The organism is Streptomyces sp. NPDC042371 (assembly GCF_056437465.1).
This window is the reverse complement of record NZ_JBWKAP010000008.1, coordinates 446,635-471,835: the sequence shown is the minus strand read 5'-3', so window position 1 is coordinate 471,835 and position 25,201 is coordinate 446,635. Positions and strand designations below refer to the sequence as shown.

At 70.5% G+C, this 25,201-nt stretch carries 21 protein-coding genes and 1 tRNA gene; 15 read left to right on the top strand and 7 right to left on the bottom strand.

Annotated features, from left to right (window positions below):
* Positions 1-92: 92 nt before the first annotated feature.
* On the bottom strand, positions 93-563 hold the full coding sequence (locus tag AC068B_RS26450; protein WP_365359804.1) for a RidA family protein: 471 nt from the start codon (positions 561-563) through the stop codon (positions 93-95).
* Positions 560-721: a Sp36 family protein gene (locus AC068B_RS26445; protein ID WP_003975360.1), complete on the bottom strand. Its 162-nt coding sequence runs from the start codon at positions 719-721 to the stop codon at positions 560-562. The genes AC068B_RS26450 and AC068B_RS26445 overlap by 4 nt, the downstream gene beginning before the upstream one ends.
* An 82-nt stretch (positions 722-803) precedes the next feature.
* On the opposite strand from AC068B_RS26445, the gene bagA reads away from it, so the two are divergent.
* Both bagA and bagB read left to right on the top strand, forming a co-directional pair.
* The gene (bagA, locus tag AC068B_RS26440) at positions 804-1,784 is read left to right on the top strand and encodes an ATPase BagA (protein WP_356260258.1); all 981 of its coding nucleotides are present in this window, start codon (positions 804-806) and stop codon (positions 1,782-1,784) included.
* Positions 1,781-3,151 carry an ATPase BagB gene (gene bagB, locus AC068B_RS26435; RefSeq protein WP_478674120.1) on the top strand — a complete coding sequence of 457 codons (1,371 nt, stop codon included), beginning with the start codon at positions 1,781-1,783 and terminating at the stop codon, positions 3,149-3,151. The genes bagA and bagB overlap by 4 nt, the downstream gene beginning before the upstream one ends.
* A gap of 80 nt (positions 3,152-3,231) precedes the next feature.
* On the opposite strand, the gene AC068B_RS26430 is transcribed toward bagB, so the two are convergent.
* A complete protein-coding gene (locus AC068B_RS26430; protein WP_030782081.1) occupies positions 3,232-3,576 on the bottom strand; it encodes a WhiB family transcriptional regulator in 345 nt (114 codons plus the stop codon).
* A 384-nt stretch (positions 3,577-3,960) separates the two neighbouring features.
* Between AC068B_RS26430 and AC068B_RS26425 the strand changes: the two genes are divergently transcribed.
* Complete coding sequence (locus tag AC068B_RS26425; protein WP_478674119.1) at positions 3,961-6,255, top strand: transglycosylase domain-containing protein; 2,295 nt, start codon at positions 3,961-3,963, stop codon at positions 6,253-6,255.
* A 99-nt stretch (positions 6,256-6,354) separates the two neighbouring features.
* Here AC068B_RS26425 and AC068B_RS26420 read toward each other — a convergent pair whose 3' ends face one another.
* Complete coding sequence (locus AC068B_RS26420; RefSeq protein WP_478674118.1) at positions 6,355-6,819, bottom strand: GatB/YqeY domain-containing protein; 465 nt, start codon at positions 6,817-6,819, stop codon at positions 6,355-6,357.
* Between the two features lie 160 nt (positions 6,820-6,979).
* On the opposite strand from AC068B_RS26420, the gene AC068B_RS26415 reads away from it, so the two are divergent.
* The 3 genes from AC068B_RS26415 (at position 6,980) to AC068B_RS26405 (ending at position 8,847) form a co-directional block, all read left to right on the top strand.
* Complete coding sequence (locus AC068B_RS26415) at positions 6,980-7,906, top strand: metallophosphoesterase (RefSeq protein WP_478674117.1); 927 nt, start codon at positions 6,980-6,982, stop codon at positions 7,904-7,906.
* A 69-nt stretch (positions 7,907-7,975) separates the two neighbouring features.
* A complete protein-coding gene (locus tag AC068B_RS26410) occupies positions 7,976-8,722 on the top strand; it encodes a Pr6Pr family membrane protein (protein ID WP_478674116.1) in 747 nt (248 codons plus the stop codon).
* A 51-nt stretch (positions 8,723-8,773) separates the two neighbouring features.
* A tRNA-Pro gene (locus AC068B_RS26405) sits at positions 8,774-8,847 on the top strand.
* Between the two features lie 219 nt (positions 8,848-9,066).
* Here AC068B_RS26405 and AC068B_RS26400 read toward each other — a convergent pair.
* Positions 9,067-9,783 (bottom strand): LuxR C-terminal-related transcriptional regulator, encoded by a 717-nt coding sequence (locus tag AC068B_RS26400; RefSeq protein ID WP_478674115.1) that lies wholly within the window; start codon positions 9,781-9,783, stop codon positions 9,067-9,069.
* 457 nt (positions 9,784-10,240) lie between these two features.
* Between AC068B_RS26400 and AC068B_RS26395 the strand changes: the two genes are divergently transcribed.
* From AC068B_RS26395 to AC068B_RS26355, 9 genes are all read left to right on the top strand, one after another.
* Positions 10,241-10,690 carry an STAS domain-containing protein gene (locus AC068B_RS26395; RefSeq protein WP_478674114.1) on the top strand — a complete coding sequence of 150 codons (450 nt, stop codon included), beginning with the start codon at positions 10,241-10,243 and terminating at the stop codon, positions 10,688-10,690.
* A gap of 1,197 nt (positions 10,691-11,887) precedes the next feature.
* Positions 11,888-12,460, top strand: coding sequence for a DUF5994 family protein (locus AC068B_RS26390; protein WP_478674113.1), 573 nt, complete (start codon positions 11,888-11,890; stop codon positions 12,458-12,460).
* A gap of 278 nt (positions 12,461-12,738) precedes the next feature.
* Positions 12,739-13,089, top strand: a complete 351-nt coding sequence (locus tag AC068B_RS26385; RefSeq protein WP_478674112.1) for a hypothetical protein — start codon at positions 12,739-12,741, stop codon at positions 13,087-13,089.
* A gap of 78 nt (positions 13,090-13,167) precedes the next feature.
* The gene (locus AC068B_RS26380) at positions 13,168-14,172 is read left to right on the top strand and encodes an acyl-CoA desaturase (RefSeq protein ID WP_478674111.1); all 1,005 of its coding nucleotides are present in this window, start codon (positions 13,168-13,170) and stop codon (positions 14,170-14,172) included.
* Between the two features lie 36 nt (positions 14,173-14,208).
* Positions 14,209-14,661 (top strand): DUF5994 family protein, encoded by a 453-nt coding sequence (locus AC068B_RS26375; RefSeq protein WP_478674110.1) that lies wholly within the window; start codon positions 14,209-14,211, stop codon positions 14,659-14,661.
* A gap of 870 nt (positions 14,662-15,531) precedes the next feature.
* Positions 15,532-15,909, top strand: coding sequence for an STAS domain-containing protein (locus tag AC068B_RS26370; protein WP_478674109.1), 378 nt, complete (start codon positions 15,532-15,534; stop codon positions 15,907-15,909).
* A gap of 771 nt (positions 15,910-16,680) precedes the next feature.
* The gene (locus AC068B_RS26365) at positions 16,681-20,832 is read left to right on the top strand and encodes an nSTAND1 domain-containing NTPase (protein ID WP_478674108.1); all 4,152 of its coding nucleotides are present in this window, start codon (positions 16,681-16,683) and stop codon (positions 20,830-20,832) included.
* A gap of 394 nt (positions 20,833-21,226) precedes the next feature.
* The gene (locus AC068B_RS26360) at positions 21,227-22,015 is read left to right on the top strand and encodes a GntR family transcriptional regulator (RefSeq protein WP_478674107.1); all 789 of its coding nucleotides are present in this window, start codon (positions 21,227-21,229) and stop codon (positions 22,013-22,015) included.
* 5 nt (positions 22,016-22,020) lie between these two features.
* Positions 22,021-22,782 (top strand): glycosyltransferase family 2 protein, encoded by a 762-nt coding sequence (locus AC068B_RS26355; RefSeq protein ID WP_478674106.1) that lies wholly within the window; start codon positions 22,021-22,023, stop codon positions 22,780-22,782.
* Positions 22,783-22,801: 19 nt separating this feature from the next.
* Here AC068B_RS26355 and AC068B_RS26350 read toward each other — a convergent pair whose 3' ends face one another.
* Together AC068B_RS26350 and AC068B_RS26345 are read right to left on the bottom strand one after the other, a co-directional pair.
* Complete coding sequence (locus AC068B_RS26350; RefSeq protein WP_478674105.1) at positions 22,802-23,728, bottom strand: FkbM family methyltransferase; 927 nt, start codon at positions 23,726-23,728, stop codon at positions 22,802-22,804.
* An 82-nt stretch (positions 23,729-23,810) separates the two neighbouring features.
* Entirely contained in the window at positions 23,811-25,043 is a 1,233-nt protein-coding gene (locus AC068B_RS26345; protein ID WP_478674104.1) for an amidohydrolase family protein, read from the bottom strand.
* Positions 25,044-25,201 lie beyond the last annotated feature (158 nt).

Sequence of the window (25,201 nt, the reverse complement as noted above, 5' to 3'; positions counted from 1 at the left end):
GTGCCCACAGGGGCCCCGGTACGCAATACCGGCACCCCCGAACGGCCGAAAATCACTCAGAAAGCCACCCGAGAAACAGCTCACCGAACCGCTCACGCCTCCGTCAGTTCCACCTGGAACTCGACCTCGACCGGAGCGTCCAGCGGCAGCACGGCGACACCCACGGCGCTGCGGGCGTGCACGCCCTTGTCACCGAGGACCTCGCCGAGGAGCTCGCTCGCGCCGTTGATCACGCCGGGCTGGCCCGTGAAGTCCGGGGCCGACGCGACGAAGCCGACGACCTTCACGACGCGCGCGATGCGGTCCAGGTCACCGGCGACCGACTTGACCGCGGCCAGCGCGTTGAGCGCGCAGGTGCGGGCCAGGTCCTTGGCCTCCTCCGGGGTCACCTCGGCGCCGACCTTGCCGGTCACCGCGAGCTTGCCCTCCACCATCGGGAGCTGGCCCGCGGTGTAGACGTACACGCCCGACTGGACGGCAGGCTGGTAGGACGCCAGCGGCGGCACGACCTCCGGCAGCGTCAGTCCGAGCTCGGCGAGGCGGGCCTCGACTGCACCGCTCATGCCTGCTTCTCCCGCTTCAGGTAGGCCACGAGCTGCTCGGGGTTGTTCGGCCCGGGGACGACCTGGACGAGCTCCCAGCCGTCCTCGCCCCAGGTGTCCAGAATCTGCTTCGTGGCGTGGACGAGCAGAGGCACGGTTGCGTATTCCCACTTGGTCATATGGCCGACTGTAGTCGCTGTGAGGAGCTGCTCAGGGTGGGCTCCTGCGTAGTCCGGGCGGCGACTGGTTAGGCTCGGAAGGGTGAGCAGGCTCCAGGTCGTCAGTGGCAAGGGCGGTACCGGCAAGACCACGGTGGCCGCAGCCCTCGCGCTCGCCCTCGCGACGGAGGGCAAACGCACCCTCCTCGTGGAGGTCGAGGGCAGGCAGGGCATCGCGCAGCTCTTCGAAACCGAAGCGCTGCCCTATGAGGAGCGGAAGATCGCCGTCGCTCCCGGGGGCGGGGAGGTGTATGCCCTCGCCATCGATCCCGAGCTCGCGCTGCTCGACTACCTCCAGATGTTCTACAAACTGGGAGGTGCGGGACGCGCCCTGAAGAAGCTCGGGGCCATCGACTTCGCGACCACCATCGCGCCGGGACTCCGGGACGTGCTGCTGACCGGCAAGGCCTGTGAGGCCGTGCGCCGGAAGGACAAGCGCGGGCGGTACACGTACGACTGCGTCGTGATGGACGCCCCGCCGACCGGTCGCATCACGCGCTTCCTGAACGTGAACGACGAGGTCGCAGGGCTCGCGAAGATCGGGCCGATACACAATCAGGCGCAGGCCGTCATGCGGGTCCTGAAGTCGCCCGAGACGGCCGTGCACCTGGTGACCCTGCTCGAGGAGATGCCGGTCCAGGAGACCGCGGACGGGATCGCCGAGCTGCAGGCCGCGCAGCTGCCCGTGGGGCGGGTCATCGTCAACATGGTGCGCCCGGCCCTGCTGGGCGACGCCTCCCTGGAGCTGGGCCTCGACCGCACGCCCCGTACGGCCATCGCCAAGACGCTGTCCGCCGCCGGGCTCGGCGGGGCGCGGCGCGGCGGGGGCGCGGAGCGGCTGGTCGATCCGCTCCTGGAGCAGGCCGCGGAGTACGCCGAGCGGTACGCCCTGGAGCGCGACCAGCGTGCCCAGCTGGCCGAGTTCGGCCGGCCCCTGCACGAACTCCCGCTGCTCGCGGGCGGGATGGACCTCGCGGGCCTCTACGAGCTCGCCACGGCACTGCGGAAGCAAGGGATCGCATGACCAGGGAGACCAGGGACCGCACGACCAGGGACCACACGCCCCAGGAAACGGCACGGCCCCTGGGCCCCGACCGCACGCTGGACGTGGACGCCCTGATCGACGATCCGAAGACGCGGATCGTGGTGTGCTGCGGCTCCGGAGGCGTCGGCAAGACGACCACGGCGGCGGCCATCGGGCTGCGCGCGGCGGAGCGGGGCCGCAAGGTCGTCGTGCTCACCATCGACCCGGCGCGCAGGCTCGCGCAGTCCATGGGCATCGACTCGCTCGACAACGTGCCGCGGCGGGTGAAGTCCATCGACGGGTCGGCGGGCTCCGGCACCGGCTCCGGCGAGCTGCACGCCATGATGCTCGACATGAAGCGCACCTTCGATGAGATCGTGGAGGCACACACGGACAAGGAGCGCGCCAAGGCGATCCTCAACAACCCCTTCTACCAGTCGCTCTCCGCGGGCTTCGCGGGCACGCAGGAGTACATGGCGATGGAGAAGCTGGGGCAGCTGCGGTCCCGGGACGAGTGGGATCTGATCGTCGTGGACACGCCGCCCTCGCGCTCGGCGCTTGACTTCCTCGACGCCCCCAAGCGCCTCGGGTCCTTCCTGGACGGGAAGCTGATCCGGCTCCTGATGGCCCCGGCGAAGGTGGGCGGCCGGGCCGGGATGAAGTTCCTGAACGCTGGGATGTCGATGATGACGGGGGCCCTCGGCAAGCTGCTCGGCGGTCAGCTGCTGCGTGACGTGCAGATGTTCGTGACGGCCATGGACAGCATGTTCGGCGGTTTCCGCACCCGGGCCGATGCCACGTACCGACTGCTGCAGGCGCCCGGCACGGCGTTCCTGGTGGTCGCCTCGCCGGAGCGGGACGCGCTGCGGGAGGCCGCGTACTTCGTGGAGCGCCTGGCCGCGGACGACATGCCGCTTGCGGGTCTCGTGCTGAACCGCGTGCACGGCAGCGGCGCCGCTCAGCTGTCGGCCGAGCGGGCGCTGGCCGCCGCGGAAAATCTTGAGGAGAGCGGCATTGTGGATCAGGAGGACGGGAAGGTAGGAGTTCGTAACTCCCCCGAGATTTCCGCCACTTCAGAGAATCCCGCGCCTTCCGGCTCGGCGAACCCAGCACCTTCCGAGGCCCCGAAGGACACCGAGCTTCCCGAGGACCCCGAGCCTTCCGAGGACCCGTCCGTCGAGCAGTTGACCGCGGGTCTGTTGCGTCTGCACGCGGAGCGCATGCAGCTGCTCGCCCGTGAGCAGCGCACGCGTGACCGCTTCACCGCGCTCCACCCCGAGGTGGCGGTGGCCGAAGTGGCCGCGCTGCCCGGCGACGTGCATGACCTTGCTGGGCTCCGGGCCGTAGGGGACCGGCTGGCAGGCTGACGGAACGTGGGGTTCATCGGCCCGGATGCCCGGTCGCGGGGCTCAGCGCCCCGCCCGTGTGTTCATCTCGCCCCGACGGCCTACCCGACCGCGGCGTAGCTCTCGTACGTCTCCTCGTCCTCCAAGTCCACGGGCAGCAGGCCCGCGCCACGCTCGTACTCGGAGCGCGCAGTCTCCAGGAGCCTGCGCCATGAGGTGACGGTGGGACGCCTGCGCAGCAATGCGCGACGCTCTCGCTCCGTCATGCCACCCCACACGCCGAACTCGACGCGATTGTCCAGCGCGTCGGCCAGGCACTCGGTCCGCACCGGACATCCGGTGCACACCGCCTTGGCCCTGTTCTGCGCTGCTCCTTGAACGAACAGTTCATCCGGATCGGTAGTGCGGCAGGCCGCCTGCGCACTCCAGTCGGTTACCCAGCCCATACCGGCGCCGTCCTCTCCCGAATCGAGGCTCCCCCACGGCGGCAGCGGCATATGCACCGCCGCCAGTTGAGGACGTTACGGAAGGTGGGCACAGCGCAACACCCCCTTCGGGCCCAATCTTGGATGGCCCGAACGGACTATGCGTAAGCGGCAGATCACCCGACGGAGTGAGCGGGCGACATCCGTGAGGAACCCGGCATTCCGGGACAGTTCAGTTGAGTCACAACGGACGCCGAGCGCCACATGAGGCGAATTCGGACATGATTCCGTCGGATTCGGGAGCGATGCAGGGCTTGTTGCCGAACCACACTGCTGTGACAGTTGGGAGCAGCTTAGGCCAAGGCATTAAGGCCTGTCCGGCGAATCAGAACGTAGGCTGCCCCCATGGGAAAGAAGCGCTCGGGCGGTGGTCTGTCACCAACTCAGCAGGCCGCGAAGTTCCTCGGAGTCAGCGTCCTGGCGGGTGCGGTGCTGGCCGGGATCGCCCTGCCCGCGGCCGGAGCGCTGGGCCTCGCGGCCAAGGGCTCGGTCGAGGGGTTCGACGAGATCCCCGCCAACCTCAAGCAGCCGCCGCTCAGTCAGCGCACCACGATCCTGGACAACAAGGGCGGATCGATCGCCACGGTCTACTCGCGTGACCGTACGGTCGTCCCGCTCAAGGACATCTCGCCGTACATGCAGAAGGCGATCGTCGCGATCGAGGACGCCCGCTTCTACGAGCACGGCGCGGTCGACCTCAAGGGCATCCTCCGCGCGGTCAACCAGAACGCGCAGAGCGGCGGCGTCTCGCAGGGCGCGTCCACGCTCACGCAGCAGTACGTGAAGAACGTCTTCGTGGAGGAGGCCGGTGACGACCCGACGAAGGTCGCCGAGGCCACCCAGCAGACGATCGGCCGCAAGGTCCGCGAGCTGAAGTACGCGATTCAGGTCGAGGACAAGCTGGGCAAGAAGCGCATCCTCAAGAACTACCTGAACATCACCTACTTCGGTCAGCAGGCGTACGGCATCGAGGCCGCGGCCCAGCGGTACTTCTCCAAGCACGCCAAGGACCTGAAGGTCCAGGAGGCCGCGCTCCTCGCGGGCATCGTGCAGTCGCCCAGCAGGTACGACCCGGTGAACGACGCGGCCGAGGCCACCAAGCGGCGCAACGTGGTGCTGCAGCGGATGGCCGACACGCACGACATCTCGCAGGGCCAGGCCGACGAGGCCAAGAAGACCGAGCTCGGGCTGAAGGTGAGCCGCCCCAAGAACGGCTGCATCACCTCGGTCAGCGGCGCGGGCTTCTTCTGTGACTACGTGCGCGAGGTGTTCCTCAACGACCCGGTCTTCGGCAAGACCAAGGAGGACCGGGCCAAGGTCTGGAACCGGGGCGGTCTGAAGGTCCGTACGACGCTGGATCCGCAGGCGCAGGACTCGGTGCAGGCGTCGATAAAGAATCACGTGAACAAGACCGACGACGTGGCGACCGCCGCCACCATCGTCGAGCCGGGCACGGGCAAGATCCTGGGCATGGGCCAGTCCCGTCCCTACGGCTTCAAGAAGGACGAGACCACGATCAACCTCTCCGTGGACGACTCCATGGGCGGCGGCGCGGGCTATCAGCCCGGTTCGACGTTCAAGCCGATCGTCGCGGCGGCCGCCCTGGAAGGCGGCAAGTCGGCCGGTCAGAGCTACTCGTCCCCGTACGAGATGCCCTATCCGCAGCGCGTCGCCGCGTGCGACGGCAAGGACTGGGTGAACTCGGGCGGCGCGAAGCTGACCAACGAGAACGAGACCGAGGTCGGTCCGTACGGCATGCGGGAAGCGACCGCGAAGTCGGTCAACACCTACTACGTGCAGCTCATCGGCGACATCGGCATCTGCCCGGTGACGAAGCTCGCCGCCAAGATGGGCGTCGAGCGCGCCGACGGCAAGGAGATGATCCAGGCGCCGTCGATCGCGCTGGGCACGCAGGAGATGTCGCCGCTGACGATGGCGGGCGCGTACGCGACGTTCGCCTCGCGCGGCACGTACTGCACGCCGATCGCCATCGAGTCGATCGCGACGCTCGGCGGCAAGTCGCTGCCGGTGCCGAAGTCGACGTGCTCGCGCGCGATGTCCGAGCGGACCGCCGACACCATCAACACGCTCCTGAAGGGCGTGGTCGAGGACGGTACGGGCAAGCAGGCCGGTCTCGGCTCCCGCTCCAGCGCGGGCAAGACCGGTACGACCGACTTCCGCTACGCCGCCTGGTTCGTGGGCTACACCCCGAACATGTCGGGCGCGGTCTGGGTCGGCGACCCGATGCACAAGCGGCAGATGGTCGACATCACCATTGGCGGAGTCCCCTACGGCAAGGTCTTCGGTGGCGAGGTGCCGGGCCCGATCTGGCGCGACGCGATGAGCGGCGCCCTCGCGGGCAAGCCTGCGCCGAACTTCAACACCGTCCACATCCCCGGCGGGGACAAGGGCAAGGGCCGTGACCGGGACCGGGACCACGGCGGGGACGACGGCGGGGACGACGACGGCAGGCCGGGCGGTGACGGCGGCGGCAACGGAAACGGTGGCGGCGGCCACGACGACAACCCGTGGCCCGACATCACGATCCCGCCGGACGTCCTCGGCGGGAACGGGAACGGTGGGAACGGAAACGGGGGGAACGGGAACGGTGGCGGGATCGGCGGCGGCTGGCCGCGGTAGCGCGCTGCTGGTTCCTCTCTGGTTCCTCCAGTACGTAGATGAGGGCGCCCCCTGCTTCAGGGGGCGCCCTCATCTACGTACTGCCGTGGTGGCGGGCTTTCAGCCCGCGAGGAGCTTCTTGACCGTGGCGGCGACGCGGCCGCCCTCAGCCAGGCCCGCGACCTTCGGGTTCACGATCTTCATGACCTGGCCCATGGCGCGCGGGCCCTCGGCACCGGCGGCCTTGGCCTCCTGGACGGCCTGGGCCACGATCTCGTGGAGCTCGTCGTCGGTGAGCTGCTTCGGCAGGTACTCGGCGAGGATCTCGCCCTCCGCCTTCTCCTTCGCAGCCTGCTCGGCGCGGCCGCCGTCGGCGAAGGCCTCCGCGGCCTCACGGCGCTTCTTGGCCTCGCGGGCGATCACCTTCTGCACCTCGTCGTCGGAGAGCTCGCGGGCCGTCTTGCCCGAGACCTCCTCCTTCGTGATCGCGGTGAGGGTCAGCCGGAGCGTCGAGGAGCGCAGCTCGTCGCGCCCCCGGATCGCGGCGGTGAGGTCTTCCTGCAGCTTCGACTTGAGCGTGGTCATGGGTTGATTGTGGCAGGTGCGGACGATCCTCCGCCCACGGATTTCCTTGGGGTGCGGGCTGGTTGCCCGCTGATTGCCCGTCGGCTGCGGCCGGTTGCCCCGGGGCGCCCCCCCAACGCCTGGCGGATTGCGGGGGCCGGGGGTCTGACACGATGGGGGGATGCGCGCGCGATACGCAGTACCCCTCGGCATCACGGCGACGGCCGCGGCAGGCCTCGCCTACTCGGTGGGCATCGAGCCCCGTTCCTTCCGGGTGAGGCGGGTCATGGTGCCCGTGCTGCCGCCGGGGATGCGTTCCTTGCGGGTCCTCCAGGTCTCCGACATCCACATGGTGTCCGGGCAGCGCAAGAAGCAGCGGTGGCTGCGCTCGCTGGCGGGCCTGCGGCCCGACTTCGTGATCAACACGGGCGACAACCTGTCCGACCCGGAGGGCGTCCCGGAGACGCTGGACGCGCTCGGGCCCCTGATGGAGTTCCCCGGGGCGTACGTGTTCGGTTCGAACGACTACTACGGCCCGAAGCCGCGCAACCCCGGCCGCTATCTGGTCGAGAAGGTCCAGGGCAAGCACGGCCTGAACGGCAACGCACCCGCCGTCGGCGTCCCTCGCAACCCCTGGGAGGGCCTGCGCGACGGCTTCGACGCGGCGGGCTGGCTGAACCTCACGAACACGCGGGGCTCGCTGAAGATCGACGGCTACGAGATCGCGTTCACCGGCGTGGACGACCCGCACATCAAGCGCGACCGGTACGCGGACGTGGCGGGCGGCCCGGAGGCGGGCGCGGACTTCTCGATGGGCATCGTGCACGCCCCGTACCTGCGCTCGCTGGACGCCTTCACGGCCGACGGCTACCCGCTGATCCTCGCGGGCCACACGCACGGCGGGCAGATCTGCATCCCCTTCTACGGCGCCCTGGTCACCAACTGCGACCTGGACACGGACCGCGTGAAGGGCCTCTCCAGGCATGAGGCCGAGGGACGGACCTCGTACCTCCACGTGTCGGCCGGGTGCGGGGCGAACCGCTACACGCCGATGCGGTTCGCGTGCCCGCCGGAAGTGACGTTGCTGACGCTGACGGCGCGGGGCTGAGGCGGGGCTGAGGGCGCGAGGCGACGCTGACGGCGCGCGACTGACCGGGGGCGTGTTTACCGTGGAAGCATGATCGCGCCGACTTCTTCTTCCACGGGGGTCCCTGCGGAGGCGGTCGTACCGCCCGTACGCCGTCCCTTCGTGGCCGTCTTCCGCGCGCTGATCGTGCTCGCCGCGGTGACGGGGGTCGTCATCGACCTCGCCACCGGCAGCCCGCTGCGCGTCCTCAGCTACTTCACGGTCCAGAGCAATGTGCTGGTGGCGGTGGTGCTCGGTCTTTCGGCGTGGCGGGCCCGGGAGGGGCGGCCGCCGCTGCCGCCACGGGTGACGGGCGGCACGCTCCTCTTCATCGCGATCACCGGTCTCGTCTACCACTTCGTGCTGGCCAACGACGCGAGCGGCTTTTCGATGACCGAGGGCACCGCCCTCTCGGGCTGGCACTCCCTCTCCAACCAGCTCCTGCACACGGTGACGCCGATCGCCGTGGCCCTGGACTGGCTGCTGCTGACCAGGCCGGGCGGCCTGCGACCCCGCGACGCGGGGCTGTGGCTGCTCTACCCACTCGCCTACCTCGGCTTCGCCCTCGCCCGCGGCGCGATCATGACCCCCGGCTCGACGGCCCGCTACCCCTACCCGTTCCTCGACGTCGACCTGCACGGCTACGCCGGGGTCCTCGGCAACTCCGTCATCTTCGGCCTGGCCTTCTACGCGCTGGCCCTCCTGCTCGTCGGCCTCGACCGCGTCCGACCCGACCCACGGGGCCGCGGGAGCGGTCCCCCGAAAACCGGATTTCGTCTCCGGGCGCCGGTCCGCTAAAGTAATCGATGTCGCCACGACCTGCCCGGCAGGCCAGTGGAGCAACGACATCGGGGTGTAGCGCAGCTTGGCAGCGCGCTTCGTTCGGGACGAAGAGGTCGTGGGTTCAAATCCCGCCACCCCGACAGCTGAAATACCAGGTCAGGCCCGGTACTGAGAAATCAGTACCGGGCCTGGTTTGCGTTGGGGGACCAGTTTGGGAGCTCTGGGAGCCGACTTCGAGATGCGGCTCCCCACCCGACCGTCTGGCGTCGGCCACCCCCGCAACGATGCTTCGTACGGAAACGCGGGCTCACCGTCAGTGGCCACGTCTAGCCTTGAACCACCACCGCGGGGGCAGCGGATCAGTGGATCGGTGTCCGCTGGGGCATGGAGCCTCCGTCGTTCTGGGCACTCAGGAAAGTGAGCGCCGCGGTGACCCGACGGTCGACCAGGAGCTGGTCGGTGAGTCCGAGCTTGCGGAAGATGCCGCTGACGTACTTCTCGACGGCCTTGACCGAGATGAAGAGCGCGGCGGCGATACCCCGGTTGGACAGCCCGTGGGAGATGTGCTCCAGGACGTCGATCTCGCGCAGGGTCAGGTCGTCGATGGCGATGCCGTCCCGGCGCGTCACCAGGGAGTCCACGATGCTCGGGTCCAGGACGGTCTGGCCGGCACGGATGTCCCGCAACGCGCCGAGCACGGTGTCGATGCCCGGGATCCGGTCATCCAGGAGGTAGGCGATACGTGAGGCGCCGCCGCGCAGGAGCTCCAGGGCGAAGCCGTTGCCGCGGTCGGAGATGACGACGATGCCGACACCCGGATGGTCGGTGCGCAGGCGGCGGGCCGCTTCGAGGGTGGCCATGGTGGTGACGACGGGTGTGCGCAGACTGATGATGACCGCGTCCGGTTCATGGCCCTCGACCTCGGCCACCAGGTCGTCGGGGTGGCGGACCCGGCCCACGATCTTGATGTCGGGGGCGTCGGCGAGCAGCGCGGCGAGGCCGTCCCCGATCAGGAAGCTGTCGGTGGCGAGGACGACGGTGAGGGGTGTGGTGACGGGTGTGGTGTCGGGTGCCATGTCCGGACTCCTGGCTGGAGGGCGGCAGATCTCGGAGATGGCCGGTTGCGACGGAGGCTTTCCCAAGCCAGGGCAACCGCCGGACACGTCAAAGGTCTCGGGGTTCGACTCTACTCCGTAGGGCCCGCACCCGGGCCGATCTCACGGGCCGACCTGGGCGAACTGGGCCTCCACGGCGGCATGTAGAGGGCACCCCCCCCCGAATGGAGGGCGGGCGCACACCCCGCTGAATCCCCAGGTCCGCCCCATACCGGCCAGTCGCGGGGAAAGGATTCACTGACAGGGTTCCTGCCACGTTCGGGCTTGAGGGACGGAGCCGCAGATGCGCGCCACCGCCCGCCAAAGGAGAAGCCTTGTCCTGGTCAGTCGCTCCGGTCCTTCCTGCACACCCTCCGAGGCCCGGTCGCTCCGGGACAGATACGCGTCGGCCCGTGCGGCTCACAGCCTGGGTGGTGCGGTGAACGCGGCGCACGGAAGCCACCGGCAGGGGGATCTGCTCCGGCGGCCCCTCGCGTTCGGCGACGGCATCTGCGCCGCAGCGGAAGGCCGGGGCGCCACGGGTCGTCAGCCGGAGCTCTTCGGGATGCGGATACGAGCGGTGAACGACGTGCACGTCGTCGAACTCCACGGGGAACTGGACCTCGTGGCGTACACCCGGCTGACACCGCAGATGGACCTGCTGACCCCCGTCGAGCGGCCGTCCATCGTCATGGACCTGAGCGAGGTGACCTTCGTGGACGTATGCGGGCTGCAACTGCTCCTGCGGATCCGGGTCCGCGTCCTGGAGCGCGGCGGCACCCTGCGCGTCCTGCCCGACACCCATCAGGTCGGCAGAATCCTGCGACTCACCGGCACCGGAACCGACTTCTGCCTGCTCGAAACCCTTCCACCGCACCTGACGGCCTGAGGAGATCACCAAGGCGCCTACGTGCAGACCCCCGAGCACAACGCCCCAGGGCACCGGCAGCAGCCCGAAGGCGACCAGGCCACAAAGCCCGCGACCGATCCGCAGCCCCCAGCCCCGTCCTCAAGCCCGCCCGAGTGGGGCGAACTCCCGCTCGCCCCAGGTGGCCCGAGGACCATCCCAGCGAGAACTCGCGCCCTAGGGAGAGCGCGATTCCTCGCACCGGCGGCCGCCACCCTCGCCGACGAAGCGGTGGCGGCCGCCGCTTCATCGCCTCCCGGCCCCGGCTTCACATGCCTGCCCACCCCAGAACGGTGGACGGCACCTTCGGACAGCGCCCACCACCCCTTCACCTCCGCACTGGAACTGATCCGCAAGACGAAAGGCTCAAGACCGGCAGGTCAGCGGGTGAGAGTCAGCGAACGGCCCGATTTCCGAGCGCTCTTCGCACCAGTTCGGGAGTCGCAGCATCCGGCGCTGAGAGAATCCTGGGAGCTGCTCTTCCCCCGAAGACCGCGTCCCGTGGTGGACCAAGGTGCCCGGCCCGTCCGACGCCAACGCGTACGGCCCGGCGCAGATGGCCGTTTGGCGCCTGTCCAGGACCAGCGCCGGGGACTAGTGTCCGCCGTGCCGCCCCGGCCCCCGGTGGTGTCGAGCAGTCGGCGCGCTCCTCGAAGGGCGCCTCCTGCGTATCGGCTCCGCAATCCCACCGCGTCACGAGTGCGCCGGCCCGCCGTCGCCGTGCGAGCCCGGCTCCGTCTCCATGTGCCCCGTGCGGGCAACGATCCGCTGCTCGCCCCCTCTCGCAGGTGCCCGACGGCAGGCGATGTCCATGTACGCGCTGGTCCTCCTCGTACCCTTCATTCTGCTGTGCGCCGTCATGGGCCTGGCCTGGTGGGAGGACCGCGTACTGCCTCCGCATGCGGTGGCCGAAGCCCCCGGCGAGGCTCCGTTCTCCCCAGCGGCCTCGTCCGATCAGCCTCCCCCGCCCTATGGTTCCGGTCCGTTGACGGACGACCCCCGGCCTTGACCGCACCGTAGGCGTAGGCATAGGGAGCGTCCAGGTGGTCGCGGTCGGGGCTGCCGCAGGAGTACGCTCGGCCGTATCGAGAGCATTCCTTGACCGGCTTCCATGCCGGTATCTCTCTCGGTTCGTCAGCACCGGGCCGAGCGCCGCAGACCCGGGGACAGGTCGACACCATGACGGTGCTCATCGCACGACCCCCGCCGCCCGCGTCCATCGCCAAGCCTCCCGGCCACCCGCCGTTGCGACTGTCCGTCAAACCTCCGGGCCCGCGCACCGGGTTGCTCGACGGAGCCTGGTGGCCGCGCTCCCGTGACTTCGCCCGTGAACTTCCCGCTCTGACCGAAGCGTTGGATCCCCTGTGGGGTCGCATCACGCGAGTCACGATCAACCCGACGCACTGGCCGGTCGTACCGCGCAAGGTCCCCGTCAACGGCCGCGTGGTCAAGGTGGGTTGGTTCCGCGCCGAGCAGGACCCGCACCAACTGCTGCTGCTCTCCTACCACGTCGGGCGCTGGGACCTGCTGATCATCCCTCCGGAGACCAGCGCCGCAGCTGCCGCGCGACTCATGGCCGCCGCCTGCGACCTGCGGATCGTCCGTACGGGCAGTGCGCTCATCGCCGACGAGCTGGAGCGCCATCCCGCAGCCCCGGCCGCGGCGGACCCACCGGCCCGAACCCAGGCAGAGGCCTGGGAGTCGGAGGGCGGCGCCGTGGCCCTGCCCGTCGGCATGACCGCCGGGTGGTGACGGGCCATGAACACGACCACCGCTCTCTCCGTCGTACTCTCGATGATCGCTCTGGGAGCGCTGATGCCCCGTCTCCTCAATGACCCGCACACCGACCGGACCGCGGCACGCCAGTACAGCCGTCGTCCGCCCGGCCGCCGTGCCCCCACCGGCACGCGGTCACAGCCCGTCACCGCTGCTCCGCAGGGCGGGATCAGCCGCCGTGACCACCGGGATGGAGGCCGCGGGCGCCTCCGCCCGCGACGCAGGAGCACCAGGGCCACGAAGGGCCGGAAGGCATGACAGAGAGTGCGGCGACGCCGGCGCCCGACCGTGCCGGACGCGCCCAGAGCCCGACCGGAACCTCACCGGGTGCCGGGGACAGCGCGCGGCCGTCGCCCGACGGCCGCGTCGAGGTCCGCATCGTCGCCGCGGACCCCGATGCGGCCAGGCAGGTCGCACAGGTCCTGAGCCGGGCCCTCGTCTGTGACGAGCCCCGCAGCTACCCGGCGGACGACGAGGCAGGCGGCACCCGCCTCCACCTGACCGTCGACACCCTGCGCACGCGCACGCCCACGCCGACTCCCCGGACCTGGCTGGCCGACAGCCACTCGCAGGCACGACGTACGCACCCCGACGAGACCGGCTGACCCCCGGCCTCGCATCGCATGCTCAACCGGCCCGTGACCCCGGCCGTCTCCATCGAGACCGAGGTCAAGGAGCCCCGCATGCACCCCAGTTCCACCGTCCACCGCACCCTGACCGCGCCGCGGGACGCCGCCGCGTCCGACGCGTACGACGGATCGGCGCCCTTCCCCGCCGACGACGGCCCGGCGACGGCGCGCAGCGGCGGCGACCGGCTGTACGTGGCCGTCACCGGCGCGATCGTCACCCTCCCCTTCCTCGCACTCGGCCTCGGCGTCTGGCTGTTGTGGGGAAGCCTCATACACCCCGCCGACGTCGCGCTCGCCCTCATCCTCTACACGGTCACGGGCCTGGGCATCTCCGTCGGGTTCCACCGCGGCCTCACCCACGGCGGCTACACGGCCGCACGCCCCGTGCGCATCGCGCTGACCGTGGCCGGGTCGATGAGCTTCCAGGGGGACGTCATCGGCTGGGTCGCCACGCACCGCCGCCACCACGCCTTCACCGACCGTCCCGGCGACCCCCACTCGCCCTACCGTTACGGCACCCATCTGCGCGGCCAGCTCCGCGGGCTGGCCCACTCCCATGTCGGCTGGCTGTTCCGCGACGACCCCACACCGGCGGAACGGTACGCGCCCGACCTGCTGGCCGACCCGGACATCCGCGCGGTCTCCCGCGCCTTCCCGGCCCTGTGCCTCCTCACGCTGGCCCTGCCCTTCGGCCTCGGGTGGGCCATCGGCGGAACCTGGGTTCACGCGACAACGGCCCTGCTGTGGGCAGGACTTGTGCGCATTGCCCTGCTCCACCACGTGACGTGGAGCGTCAACTCCCTGTGCCACCTGGTCGGCGAGCGCCCCTTCCGCACCCGGCGCCACGACCGGGCCACCAACCTGTGGCCCCTGGCCCTGATCTCCTTCGGCGAAAGCTGGCACAACCTCCACCACGCGGACCCGACGAGCGCACGCCACGGCGTCGACCGCGGCCAGATCGACCCCTCCGCCGCCGTCATCCGTCTCCTCGAACACGTCGGCTGGGTAAGGGACGTGCGCTGGCCCACCCCCGACCGCGTCGCCACACGGCGCGCCTGAAGTCACAAGTACCCAGACCCCACGCAGGAGATCCCCATGACCATCGCGCTCGGCACCCCCGACCTGCCCCTGCCAAGCACGCGTCTGCGCCTGACCCCATCCGACGGCGGCCCTCACCGGATCGACGGTGCCTGGTGGCCCCGCACGGACGACCTGACCGTCGAACTGCCCGATCTGCTCCCGGCGTTGCCGCACGCCTGGTCGCGGATCATCCACGTCACGGTGAACGGCACCCTGTGGTCCGCCTTCCCCGGACGGATGCTCGTCGCCAATCACGTACTGCATCTGCATCACTCGACCTCCTCACAAGCCCCACCCACGGCCTGCCTGCTCGCGCCCGGCATGGGCAGGTGGGACCTCGTGGTCGTACCTCCGCAAACCGAAGAGGCCGAGGCACTGCGCCTGATGGCCTCCGCCACCGCCCTGCCGCCTCTGCCGCACCACGACACGGCGTCGGCCACCGCAGGCTCGATGCCCACGCCACCGTGATCGCATCGCCACACGGGCCGCAAAGGGTTGCCCCCGCGGAATTCGTGGACACCACACGACGGCGCTCTCCGCCGCTGTCTCGGCAGGTGACCAGGTGACCAGGTGACCAGGTGATCGGGCTCTGAACCCGTTCCGGGGTCAGCCCGGCCCCCTGGCCGTCGCCCATGCCGTGCTGGCCCGGCGGCTGCACCTGGACGACGACGGGGACAGCACCGCCCGGCACGTCTGAGGGTGGTGTGTCCAGGTACGTCGGCCCGCCGGTGGAGCGGTGGCGTCCGGAGTGTGGCCGCCCGTTGGAGCTGGGCGGGCGCACCGGTCGTGGTGAGGTACGCGGCAACCGCGCCTGCCGAGTGGCCGGAGCCGCGTACTCACGCGCACGGCCTACACCGGGCGCCCGGCCTGCGGCGCCAGCCGTGCTCCATGCCCTGCCAGTGCCAGCACTCCCCGCTCAGCACAGGGTGCTCGGCTCCCTCCCGCGAGAGTCGAATGGTGGACACGGAGTCCAGAGGCATCAAGGGTGTGCGCCGGTCATCGGCGGATGGCGCATCCACCAGAGACCGTGCAGAGCCAGCGGGCCGAAACCGGCCCGTGCTTCCACTCTCCCCGGCCCGAGTGGACTAAGCCCCCGGCATGCGCCGCACCGTGGCGGGATTCCTCTCACAGCGTCATCCGGGCAGGCCGCTCCGGCAGCCGCCCCGCCCCACGGCTACCGACGTTCAGCACAGGCTCTTTAGCAGCAAGGCCCACACGCCCGCGCCTCTTCGGCACAACCCATCGGCAGGCCGATACAGCCCATTACCTTGAAGTGCCGACCCAGATCCCGTTGGTCCCGGTCCTGATGGACATCCGCCTCCGGAGAAGAGGGTCGCCATGCCCCCGCCCGCCGCAATGGTCTGCGTCCGAGAAGTCCGCCCCCACGGAGACTGCACCCTCGTGGTCCTGTGCGGAGAAATCGACATCCACACCGCCCCCGACATCACCCGGCACCTCGACGCCCTCACCCACACCGGCGATGCCGACCTGCTGATCGACCTGCGCGCCGTGGAGTTCATCGACGGCACCGCCGTACGACTCCTCAACCGCGCCCGCGACCGAACCGGGCACCGACACGGACGCCTGCGCCTGGTCTGCACCCACCCCTGGACCCTTCGCCTGCTCAACCACCCCTGCCTAGGACCGGGCTTCGACATCCTGAACCGGCTGCCAGAACCCGTACCCGTACCCGTACCACCGAAGGCAGCAGCCTGACCGGCGCGCATCCGACGCGCACGCGGACCTCCTCGACCGCCGCCGGAGGGATCTCCGACGGCCGGGGGCCGGCCGCGGCGCTCGCCCTCGGGGCTCAGGCCGTACGAGGACGCCGTACCGCTGGTCGGCATGACAGGCGATGTGGACACGATGGCGCTCTATGCGGGGCAGTCCGCCGGGCTGGTCCGTGAGGATCCGCCTGCGGCAACGATCGTCGCCCGGACGGTGGCCGAGGCGTAGCGCGCGATGCGGACGATACGAGCGGTGCGGGCGGTGCGGGCGATGCGGGCGGAGTTCCGAGCCCGATCGGGCCTCACTCCACAAACGCGAGGAGGCTCGTGATCCGGCGGTACTCCGCGTCGTATCGGTGCCGGTCCCTCCCCTCGTGGGGACCGGCACCGATCGACGCGGACGGCGCCGACGCGTGGTGCTCCCGCGTATCGGCGCGGATCAGGGAAAATCCGGATCCGCGTTCGATGTGAATGCGGTCCGGGTATGGCCGTCTGCACGAGTCTTCGGGACCCACACGACGATCCTGTCGTCACCCCGGCACAGCCAGGCTCAGAACGATCGGTGCTGTGCGCCGCCTCGGCGAGCCGTGAGCCGGTGACCAGCCAGGACGCTGCGTGGTTGGTTCGCTACTGCGATGAGATCCTGCCAGCTGAGGGTCCCTCGGAGGAGGTTCCGGATCCGTCCGGACTCCTTCGCCGCAGGTCAGCCGTATAAAGTGAGTTTTCCGGTCCGGATGACCAAGTGCGGCGGAAGTAAGGGGTGGAGGCCTTGAGTTCCGACTCAGGGGCACGCACGAGCTTCGCGGAACGTCTCGCGCTGCTGTACAAGGAAGCCGGCAACCCGCCCCTCAAGCGTGTCGCCGAAGCGGTCGTCCGCCTCCAGCGAGTCGACGAGCGCGGCCGACCTGTACGCGTGTCCGCCCAGCGGATCAGCGACTGGCGACGGGCCAAGAACGTGCCCGCCCAGTTCGCCGCACTCGCCGCGGTGCTCCACGTCCTCATCCCCGAAGCGCGGCGCGAGCGGCCCGCGCCGGTGTCCGCGGGTCTTTACGACATGGCCCAGTGGCACCGCCTGTGGGAGCGCGCGGTGGCCGATCCCGTCGGCGTCCGGACGGCAGGCGCCGACGGCGCCCCGGAGAACCGGGACCCGAAGGGGAGCAGCGGGGACGGGGCCGGGAGTGACGCGACGGCCGTTCCGAGCGTCTGTCCGTACCGGGGGCTCGCCTCGTACCGGCAGCAGGACGCCCAGTGGTTCTTCGGGCGGGAGCGGAGCACCGACGCCCTCGTCGCCCAGCTGCGTGCCGCGGAGTCGGGCGGTCTGGTCATGCTCGTGGGCGCGTCCGGCGCGGGGAAGTCCTCCCTGCTCAACGCCGGTCTTGTGCCCACCCTTCAGAACGGTGCTCTCCTCACCGGGGACGAGGAGAGCGGCGACGACTGGGGTGCCGGGCCCGTCCTTCAGCTCGTGCCCGGCGCCGATCCCCTCACGGAGCTCACCCGGCACATCCCCGAGCTCGCGCGCGTCGTCCCCGCCGGGGAGGAGGCGGCCGAGGGTGACACGTGCGCGCGGGCCGTGCGCGACGCCATCGCCGCTTGGGGGGAGCGCTCGGCGGGCGAGAGAGTCGACTCCGGTCGTCCCTCCGATCAGCCTGACCGATCCAGCACATCCGACCAACCTGGCGAATCTGTACAGGACGACCATTCCGTACGCCCCATACGCCCCGTACACCCCACCCGCCCCGTAATAATCGTCGACCAGTTCGAAGAGACCTTCACTCTCTGCCCCGACGAAGCCGACCGGCGCGCCTTCATCCACGTGCTCCACGCCGCCTGCTCCCCCGCCGACGGCGACACCCGGGCCCCCGCGCTCGTCGTCCTCGGGATACGCGCCGACTTCTACGAGGAGTGCCTCTCCTATCCCGAGCTGGCCGACGCGCTGCAGCACCGGCACATGGTGCTCGGCCCGCTGACCACCTCGGAGCTGCGCAAGGCCGTGACCGGGCCCGCGAAGGCCGTGGGGCTCGAACTCGAACCCGGGCTCGCCGAGCTGATCGTCCGGGAAGTGAGCACGGACGGACCCCGCGGGGCGCACGACGCGGGAGTGCTTCCGCTGCTGTCGCACGCCCTGCTCGCCACCTGGCAGCGGCGGAAGACGGGACGGCTGACCCTGGCCGGGTACCGCGCGGCGGGCGGCATCCAGGGCGCGGTGGCGGCGACCGCCGAGCGCGCCTGGTCCGGGCTCGACCCGGCGGCCCGCACCGCCGCGAGGCTGCTCCTGCTGCGGCTCGTCCGGCTGGGCGAGGACACGCAGGCCACCCGGCGCCGGGGCACACGACGACAGCTTGCGGAGGAGTCGACCGACCCGCACAAGACGGAGGAGTCCCTCGAAGCGCTGGTCCGCGCCCGGCTCGTGACCCTCGACGCGGAGACCGTGGAGATCACGCACGAGGCGCTGCTGCACGCCTGGCCGCGCCTGCGGGACTGGATCGACGAGGACAGGAACGACCATCTGCTGCGGCAGCGGCTCGAGGAGGACGGCAAGTCCTGGGAGGACTCGGAGCGCGACTCGTCGCTGCTCTACCGGGGCTCCCGGCTTGAGCAGGCCCGCTCCTGGGCGGGGGGCGCGGGAGACACGTATCTGACCCGGAGCGCCATGGAGTTCCTGGCCGCTTCGGCGAGGCTGCGCAGGCGCATGGTCTGGATCAGCCGGGGCGCGGTGGCGACCCTGGTCGTCCTGGCGATGGTGGCCGTCGTGTCGGCGGTGGTCGCCAGGCAGCAGCGGGACGACGCGGTGTTCGAGCAGGTGGTCGCCGAGGCGGACCGCGCCCAGCACACGGACCCGTCCCTCTCCGCGCAACTCGACCTGGTGGCGCACCACCTGCGGCCCGGCGACAAGGGCACGCAGAACCGGCTGATCTCCATCGTGAACGCGCCGCTCGCCACACCGCTCCTCGGCCACAAGGGCGCCGTCTACCTCACCTCGTTCAGCCCGAACGGACGGGTCCTGGCGACCGCCAGCTACGACCGGACCGTACGCCTGTGGGACCTCTCGGACCCGGCGCGCCCCGAGCCGCTGGGCAAGCCCCTCACCGGCCACAAGAGCTGGGTGAGCACCGCGGTCTTCAGCCCGGACGGCAACACGCTGGCCAGCGCGTCGGACGACGGCACGATCCGGCTGTGGAACGTGCGGGACCCGCGCCATCCGCGGCTCCTCGGCAGCCCCGTGACCGGGGAGGGCGGGGCCATCTATCTGCTCGCCTTCAGTCCGGACGGGCGCACGCTGGCCGCCGCCAACGAGGACCGGACCGTGCGGCTGTGGGACGTGGACGAGCCGCGGCGGCCGAAGCGGATCGCCACGCTGAAGGGGCACACCGAAGCCGTGCGCTCGGTGGCGTTCAGCCACGACGGACGGACGCTGGCCGCGGGCGGGGACGACGGCACGATCAGGCTGTGGAGCACGGCCGATCCGCGTCGGCCCGAGCCCGTCAAGAAGGTGCTGACGGGGCACTCGACCACGGTCCACTCCGTGGCCTTCAGCCCCGACGACGCCACGCTCGCCAGTGGCGGCGCGGACAACACGATCCGGCTCTGGGACGTCTCAGAACCGGCGCGCGGCAAGGCGCTCGGCACCCCGCTGACCGGGCACACCGGGCCGCTGTGGTCGGTGGCCTTCAATCCGGCGGGCACCATGCTCGCGGCCGCGAGCGCGGACAGCACGGCGAGCCTGTGGAACATCCGCGACCCCGAGCATCCTTCGCAGGTCGGCGAGCCCCTCGCGGGCAGCAGCGGGGAGATGTACGCACTCGGGTTCAGCCCCGACGGACGGACCCTCGCCACCGGGAGCGGCGACAACAAGGTCCGGCTGTGGTCGATTTCCGCGGGGGACATGCTCGGCCGCATCGGCGCGTTCCGCCCCGACGGGAAGGTGCTCGCCACGGGCTCGCGGGACGAGAAGGTCCGGCTGTGGAACGTGGCGCGGCCCGACCGTCCGGTGCCGCTGGGCAAGCCGTTCCAGCCCGCGGAGGGCAACGCCCGGGCGCCGGTGTTCTCACCGGACGGCCGGACGCTCGCGATGCTCACGGGCAACCGTGCCGTGCAGTTGTGGAACGTCGCCGACCCCAAGCACCCCGTCCCCTACGGGCCGCCCGTCCGGCTGCGGACGCGGTTCGCGGCCGCGCTGGCCTTCAGCAGGGACGGGCGCACGCTCGCGACCCCCTACACCGACCGCACCATCCAGCTGTGGGACGTCACCTCGCCCGCCCGCCCGCACAGGCTGGGCACGCCGCTCACCGGGCACCAGGGGTACGTCAACTCGCTCGCGTTCGGCAAGGACAGGCGCACGCTGGTCAGCGGCAGTGCGGACGGCACCGTCCGGCTCTGGAACGTGAGCGATCCACGGCGCGCCACCCCGTTCCGTGCGCCCCTCAAGGGACATCAGGGTCCCGTGAACACGGTCGTCTACAGCCCGGACGGCCGCACGCTGGCCAGTGGCAGCGACGACGGCACGGTCCGGCTCTGGAACATCGAGGATCCCGGTGGTCCTGCCAGGCTCGACGCCTCCCTGGCGGGCCACACCGACGCGGTCGTGTCGCTGTCGTTCTCCGCGGACGGGCACACCCTGGCCACCGGCGGCAACGACAACACGGTCCGCCTCTGGAACGTCTCCGACCCCACCGACGCCTCTCCCATCGGCCAGTCGATGAGCCCCAACACCAAGATGGGCAGTTTCCTGTCGTTCAGCCCGCACAGCCAGATGCTGGGAGTGGCGAGCGGCACCGATACCGTCCGGTTGTGGAACTTGGACACCGAGGATGCCGTTAACCGCATTTGCTCGACCACTAGAGGTGTTCTGACGCGGGAGAAATGGGATGAGTATCTGCCCCGCCTCTCGTACGAGCCGCCGTGCGACGAGTAACGGGCCGCCCGTTTCCGCCCCCGGCCGACCCCTTTCCGGCCAGGGACTTGCCCGTTCGGGCACGCTGCCTGCCTTGTCGTCCGTCCGACGGGCTACGTGATCCCGATCACAACTCCATACTTTACTCGCGGAGTTGACTCCCACTATGCATTCAGTCTTGTTACTCTTGGAACAGAGCCCGATCGCTGGTGCATCCCCCGTCGCCAGCGATCGGGCCCTTCCATTTGTGAAGGCTTGCCTCGGCGCTTTCCCCGGGTGATCGCTCTGCCCCTTTCAGCTCTCCACCTTTAACGCGCGAGATCGTTTCGTACCGAAACTTTCCGTCGAGCTCGTCAACTCCTCTTTAGGAGTCGTAGGGTGTGGCCTCGGGCCCCGACGACGGATGGTGAGCGCGATGCCGAAGGCATACGAGCAGATAGCGGACGACATCCGCCGCTCGATCCGCGCGGGCCTGCTGCGGCCAGGAGAGCGGCTGCCCGCCGAGACGAAGCTCGCCGAGCAGTACCGGCGCAGCGTTCCGACGCTCCGCGACGCGCTCCGCCTCCTGCGCGAGGAAGGGCTGATCGAGAAGGAACACGGTCGCGGCAACTTCGTCCGCAGACCCCGCGCGGGCGTCGTCCGCGACAACTCCCGCCACCAGTGGGAGAAGAGCCGCGTGCACCAGCCGCAGCAGCGCAGGGCGCGCACCGGGGCCACCGAGCGGGACACCGGGCTCGAACTGCAGGACCTCGTCTTCCACGCCGCGTACCGCGAGATCCGCGCGGACGAACACCTCGCGTCGGCCTTCGCCGTCCCCGAGGGGACGCCCCTGATCGAGCGTTCCTACCGGACGCGGTACGCCGCCGAGAGCGCCCCCTTCAACCTGGCGACCTCCTACCTGCTCCGCGACCTGGTGGCCCGGAACCCGGACCTCCTGGACGACACCAAGGAGCCGTGGCCCGGCGGCACGCAGAACCAGCTGTCCACCGTGGGCATCGAGCTGGACCGCGTCGAGGAGCGCCTCACCGCCCGGCCGCCCACGCCGGAGGAGGCCGCGGAGCTTGAGCTGCCGCCCGGCACCTCCGTGCTGCTGCTCCGCAAGACGTCGTACGCCACGGACGGCCGCGTCGTCGAGATCGCCCACGTCACCCTGCCCGGCGACCGCACGGAAGCCGTCTTCACCACTCCACTGGAAAGGTGGTGAGTGCCGTGCGCCGGCGCATCATCATCGTCACCGCCGTCCACCCGCCCTCGGCCCCCTTCCTGTCCGACGCGTACGAATCGCTCCGCGCGCAGGAGCTCCCCGAGGGCTGGGAGTGGCACTGGCTCATCCAGGAGGACGGCAGGAGCGACCAGGTCGCGCCGCACGTCCCGGACGACGAGCGCGTCACGTTCCGGCAGGGGCGGGCCGGGGGCCCCGGTGTCGCGCGCACCATGGCGCTCGCGCACGCCGACGGGGAGTACGTGAAGGTCCTGGACGCCGACGACCAGCTCGCGCCGGGCGCGCTGGCCCGCGATCTCGCGGCGCTCGAAGGCGACCCGGCCATCGGCTGGGCCACCTCGCGGGTGCTCGACCTGCTGCCCGACGGCTCCACGGCCGGGTTCCCCGGCGATCCGGCGCACGGGCCCGTCGAGCGCATGACGGTGCTCGACTACTGGGCGGGGCACGACCACCGGGCGCCGGTCCACCCCGCGACGCTCTTCGTCCGCCGCGAGCTGCTGGTCGCCCTGGGCGGCTGGATGGCGCTGCCCGCCTCGGAGGACACGGGCCTGCTCCTGGCCCTCAACTCCGTTGCGCGCGGCTGGTTCTCGTCCGAGGTGGGCCTTCTCTACCGCAAGTGGGAGGGCCAGGTGACGGGCCAGAGCGCGCACACCGACACGGCGGAGCGGGACGCGCGCATGGCGGTGGTGGCGGAGCGGGCCAGGGCGCTCTCGGCGTTCCGGTGGGCCTTCCCCACGGCGACCGGCTGACGCCCGCCGCCGCCCCAGGTCAGAGCGTCTCCGCGTCGATCCGCGAGAAGACCAGCTCGGTCTCGCCGACGACGGGCTCCCGCCACCGCACCGGAGGGGCGGGACGGCGGATCGCGCCCGGGTAGGTCTCGGGCGCGTATTCGTTGACCAGCCGGTACGCGTGGAAGCCCGCCTCACGCATGGTCTTCATCAACTCCTCCGCGGAGTCGCCGAGTTGTTCCATGCGGTCCGGGGTCACCTCGACGGCGATCTCCACGTCGTCGCGGAGGCGGTCGAGGGCGGGCGCGAGTCCTCGGACGACGCCGCCCTCCGCCCCTTCCACATCGATCTTGATCACGCGCGCCTGGGCGAGCTCGTCGGGTTCGAGCAGCTCGGGCAGGGGCGAGGCCTCCGACTCGAAGGTGGACTCGGCGGGCCCGTCGTACGGGACGATGCTGTTCGCGCCCATGTTGTTCGAGCTGGCGAGGATGAACGTGAGCCGCTTGTGCGCGTCCGACACGGCGGCGTTGACCGCGCGGATGTTGGCGTACCCGTTCAGCTCCGCGTTCCGCAGCACGCGGTCGTGGAACGCGGGCGAGGCCTCGATCGCCACGACCCGGCCCCGGGGACCGACGAGCCCGGCTCCCAGGACGGCGAAGTAGCCCACGTTCGCGCCGACGTCGACGAAGACGTCCCCGGCCCCGAGGCGCCCGCGCAGCCACCGCGTCATGTGCGGCTCCCAGGCGCCGAACAGGTAGACGTAGCGCTGGATCAGGTCCTGGGTGTCGACGGCGAACCGGTGGCCGTACCGGTCGGTGACGACCCGGCGCCTGGGGTGTTCCCGCAGGCGCGGGTTCAGGAACCGGGCGGCCAGCTCGGCCTTGCCTACGGTGCCGGGGGCGTCACGCACGTACCGGCGCCCGAGCGTGACCATCGTCTCCGAAAGCTTCGAAAGGGGGGTGCTCATCCGATCGCCTCTCCGTCGCGCGCCTCCGCCGCGGTCGCGGTCGCGCTCGTCGGATGAACCGTATCCGCCCCTCCCCCGCCGCCTACCTCCCGGCCCGGTCGAACGGCAGGTCCAGCATGCGGATCGCGTTCCCGCGCAGCAGCTTGTAGGCGATCTCCTCCGGGAGGTGGCCGACGTGATCTGCCGCGACCTCCTTGGTGTGCGGCCAGGTGGAGTCGACGTGCGGGTAGTCCGTCTCGAACGTGGCGTTGTCGACGCCGACGGTCTCGATCGCGTCGATGCCGTGCTTGTCGCGGAAGAAGCAGCAGAAGATCTGCCGGTAGTAGTACGTGGACGGGGGCTCCGGGATCAGGTCCTTCACGCCGCCCCAGGCCCGGTGCTCCTCCCACACGTCGTCGGCGCGCTCCAGGGCGTACGGGATCCAGCCCATCTGGCCCTCGCTGTAGGCGAGTTTGAGCCGCGGGAACTTCACCAGGACCCCGCTGAAGAGGAAGTCCATCATCGACGCCATCGCGTTGTTGAAGGAGAGCGAGGCCTGGACCGCGGGCGGTGCGTCCGGGGAGGCGGCGGGCATCTGCGACGACGAGCCGATGTGCATGTTCACCACGGTCCCGGTCTCCTCGCAGGCCGCGAAGAACGGGTCCCAGTAGCCGGAGTGGATCGACGGCAGGCCCAGATACGTGGGGATCTCGCTGAAGGTGACGGCCCGCACCCCGCGCGCGGCGTTGCGCTTGATCTCGGCGACGGCGAGGTCCACGTCCCAGAGCGGGATCAGGCAGAGCGGGATCAGCCTGCCGCCGCTGTCGCCGCACCACTCCTCGACCATCCAGTCGTTGTACGCCCGGACGCAGGCGAGGCCGACCTCCTTGTCCTTGGCCTCGGAGAAGGTCTGCCCGCAGAAGCGGGGGAAGGTCGGGAAGCAGAGGGATGCCTCGACGTGGTTGACGTCCATGTCCGCCAGGCGGGCCTTCGGATCCCAGCAGCCCCGGCGCATCTGCTCGCGGGTGATGCCGTCCAGCGTCATCTCGTCGCGCGAGAAGCCGACGGCGGCGATGATCCGTTTGTACGGGAAGATGCTGCCCTCGTACTCCCACCAGTCGGTGATCTGTCCCGCCGGGTCGGTCGTGAACTTGTACTTGCCGCCGATGTACTCCAGCTCGCCGATGCCCGCGGTGAAGGGCTTCGGGCCCCGGTCGCGGTACTTGGCGGGAAGCCATGTGTCGAAGAGGTGTGCGGGCTCGATCACGTGGTCGTCCACGCTGATGACCCGGGGGAGTTCCTTGGTGCCGACGGTGCCGACCTCGCTGCTGACCACTGTTGTGCCCCCTACTGCTGCCGCTGCCTGCCGGTTTCCCCGACCTAAATCTGACGCTCCATCAGATTCCATCAGGTCGAGATTATGGCCTCGCCGCCGCCGACGGCAAGCGTGCGCCCGCAACTCGACCCCTTGCGCGTTGCGGCCCGATCCGCTGA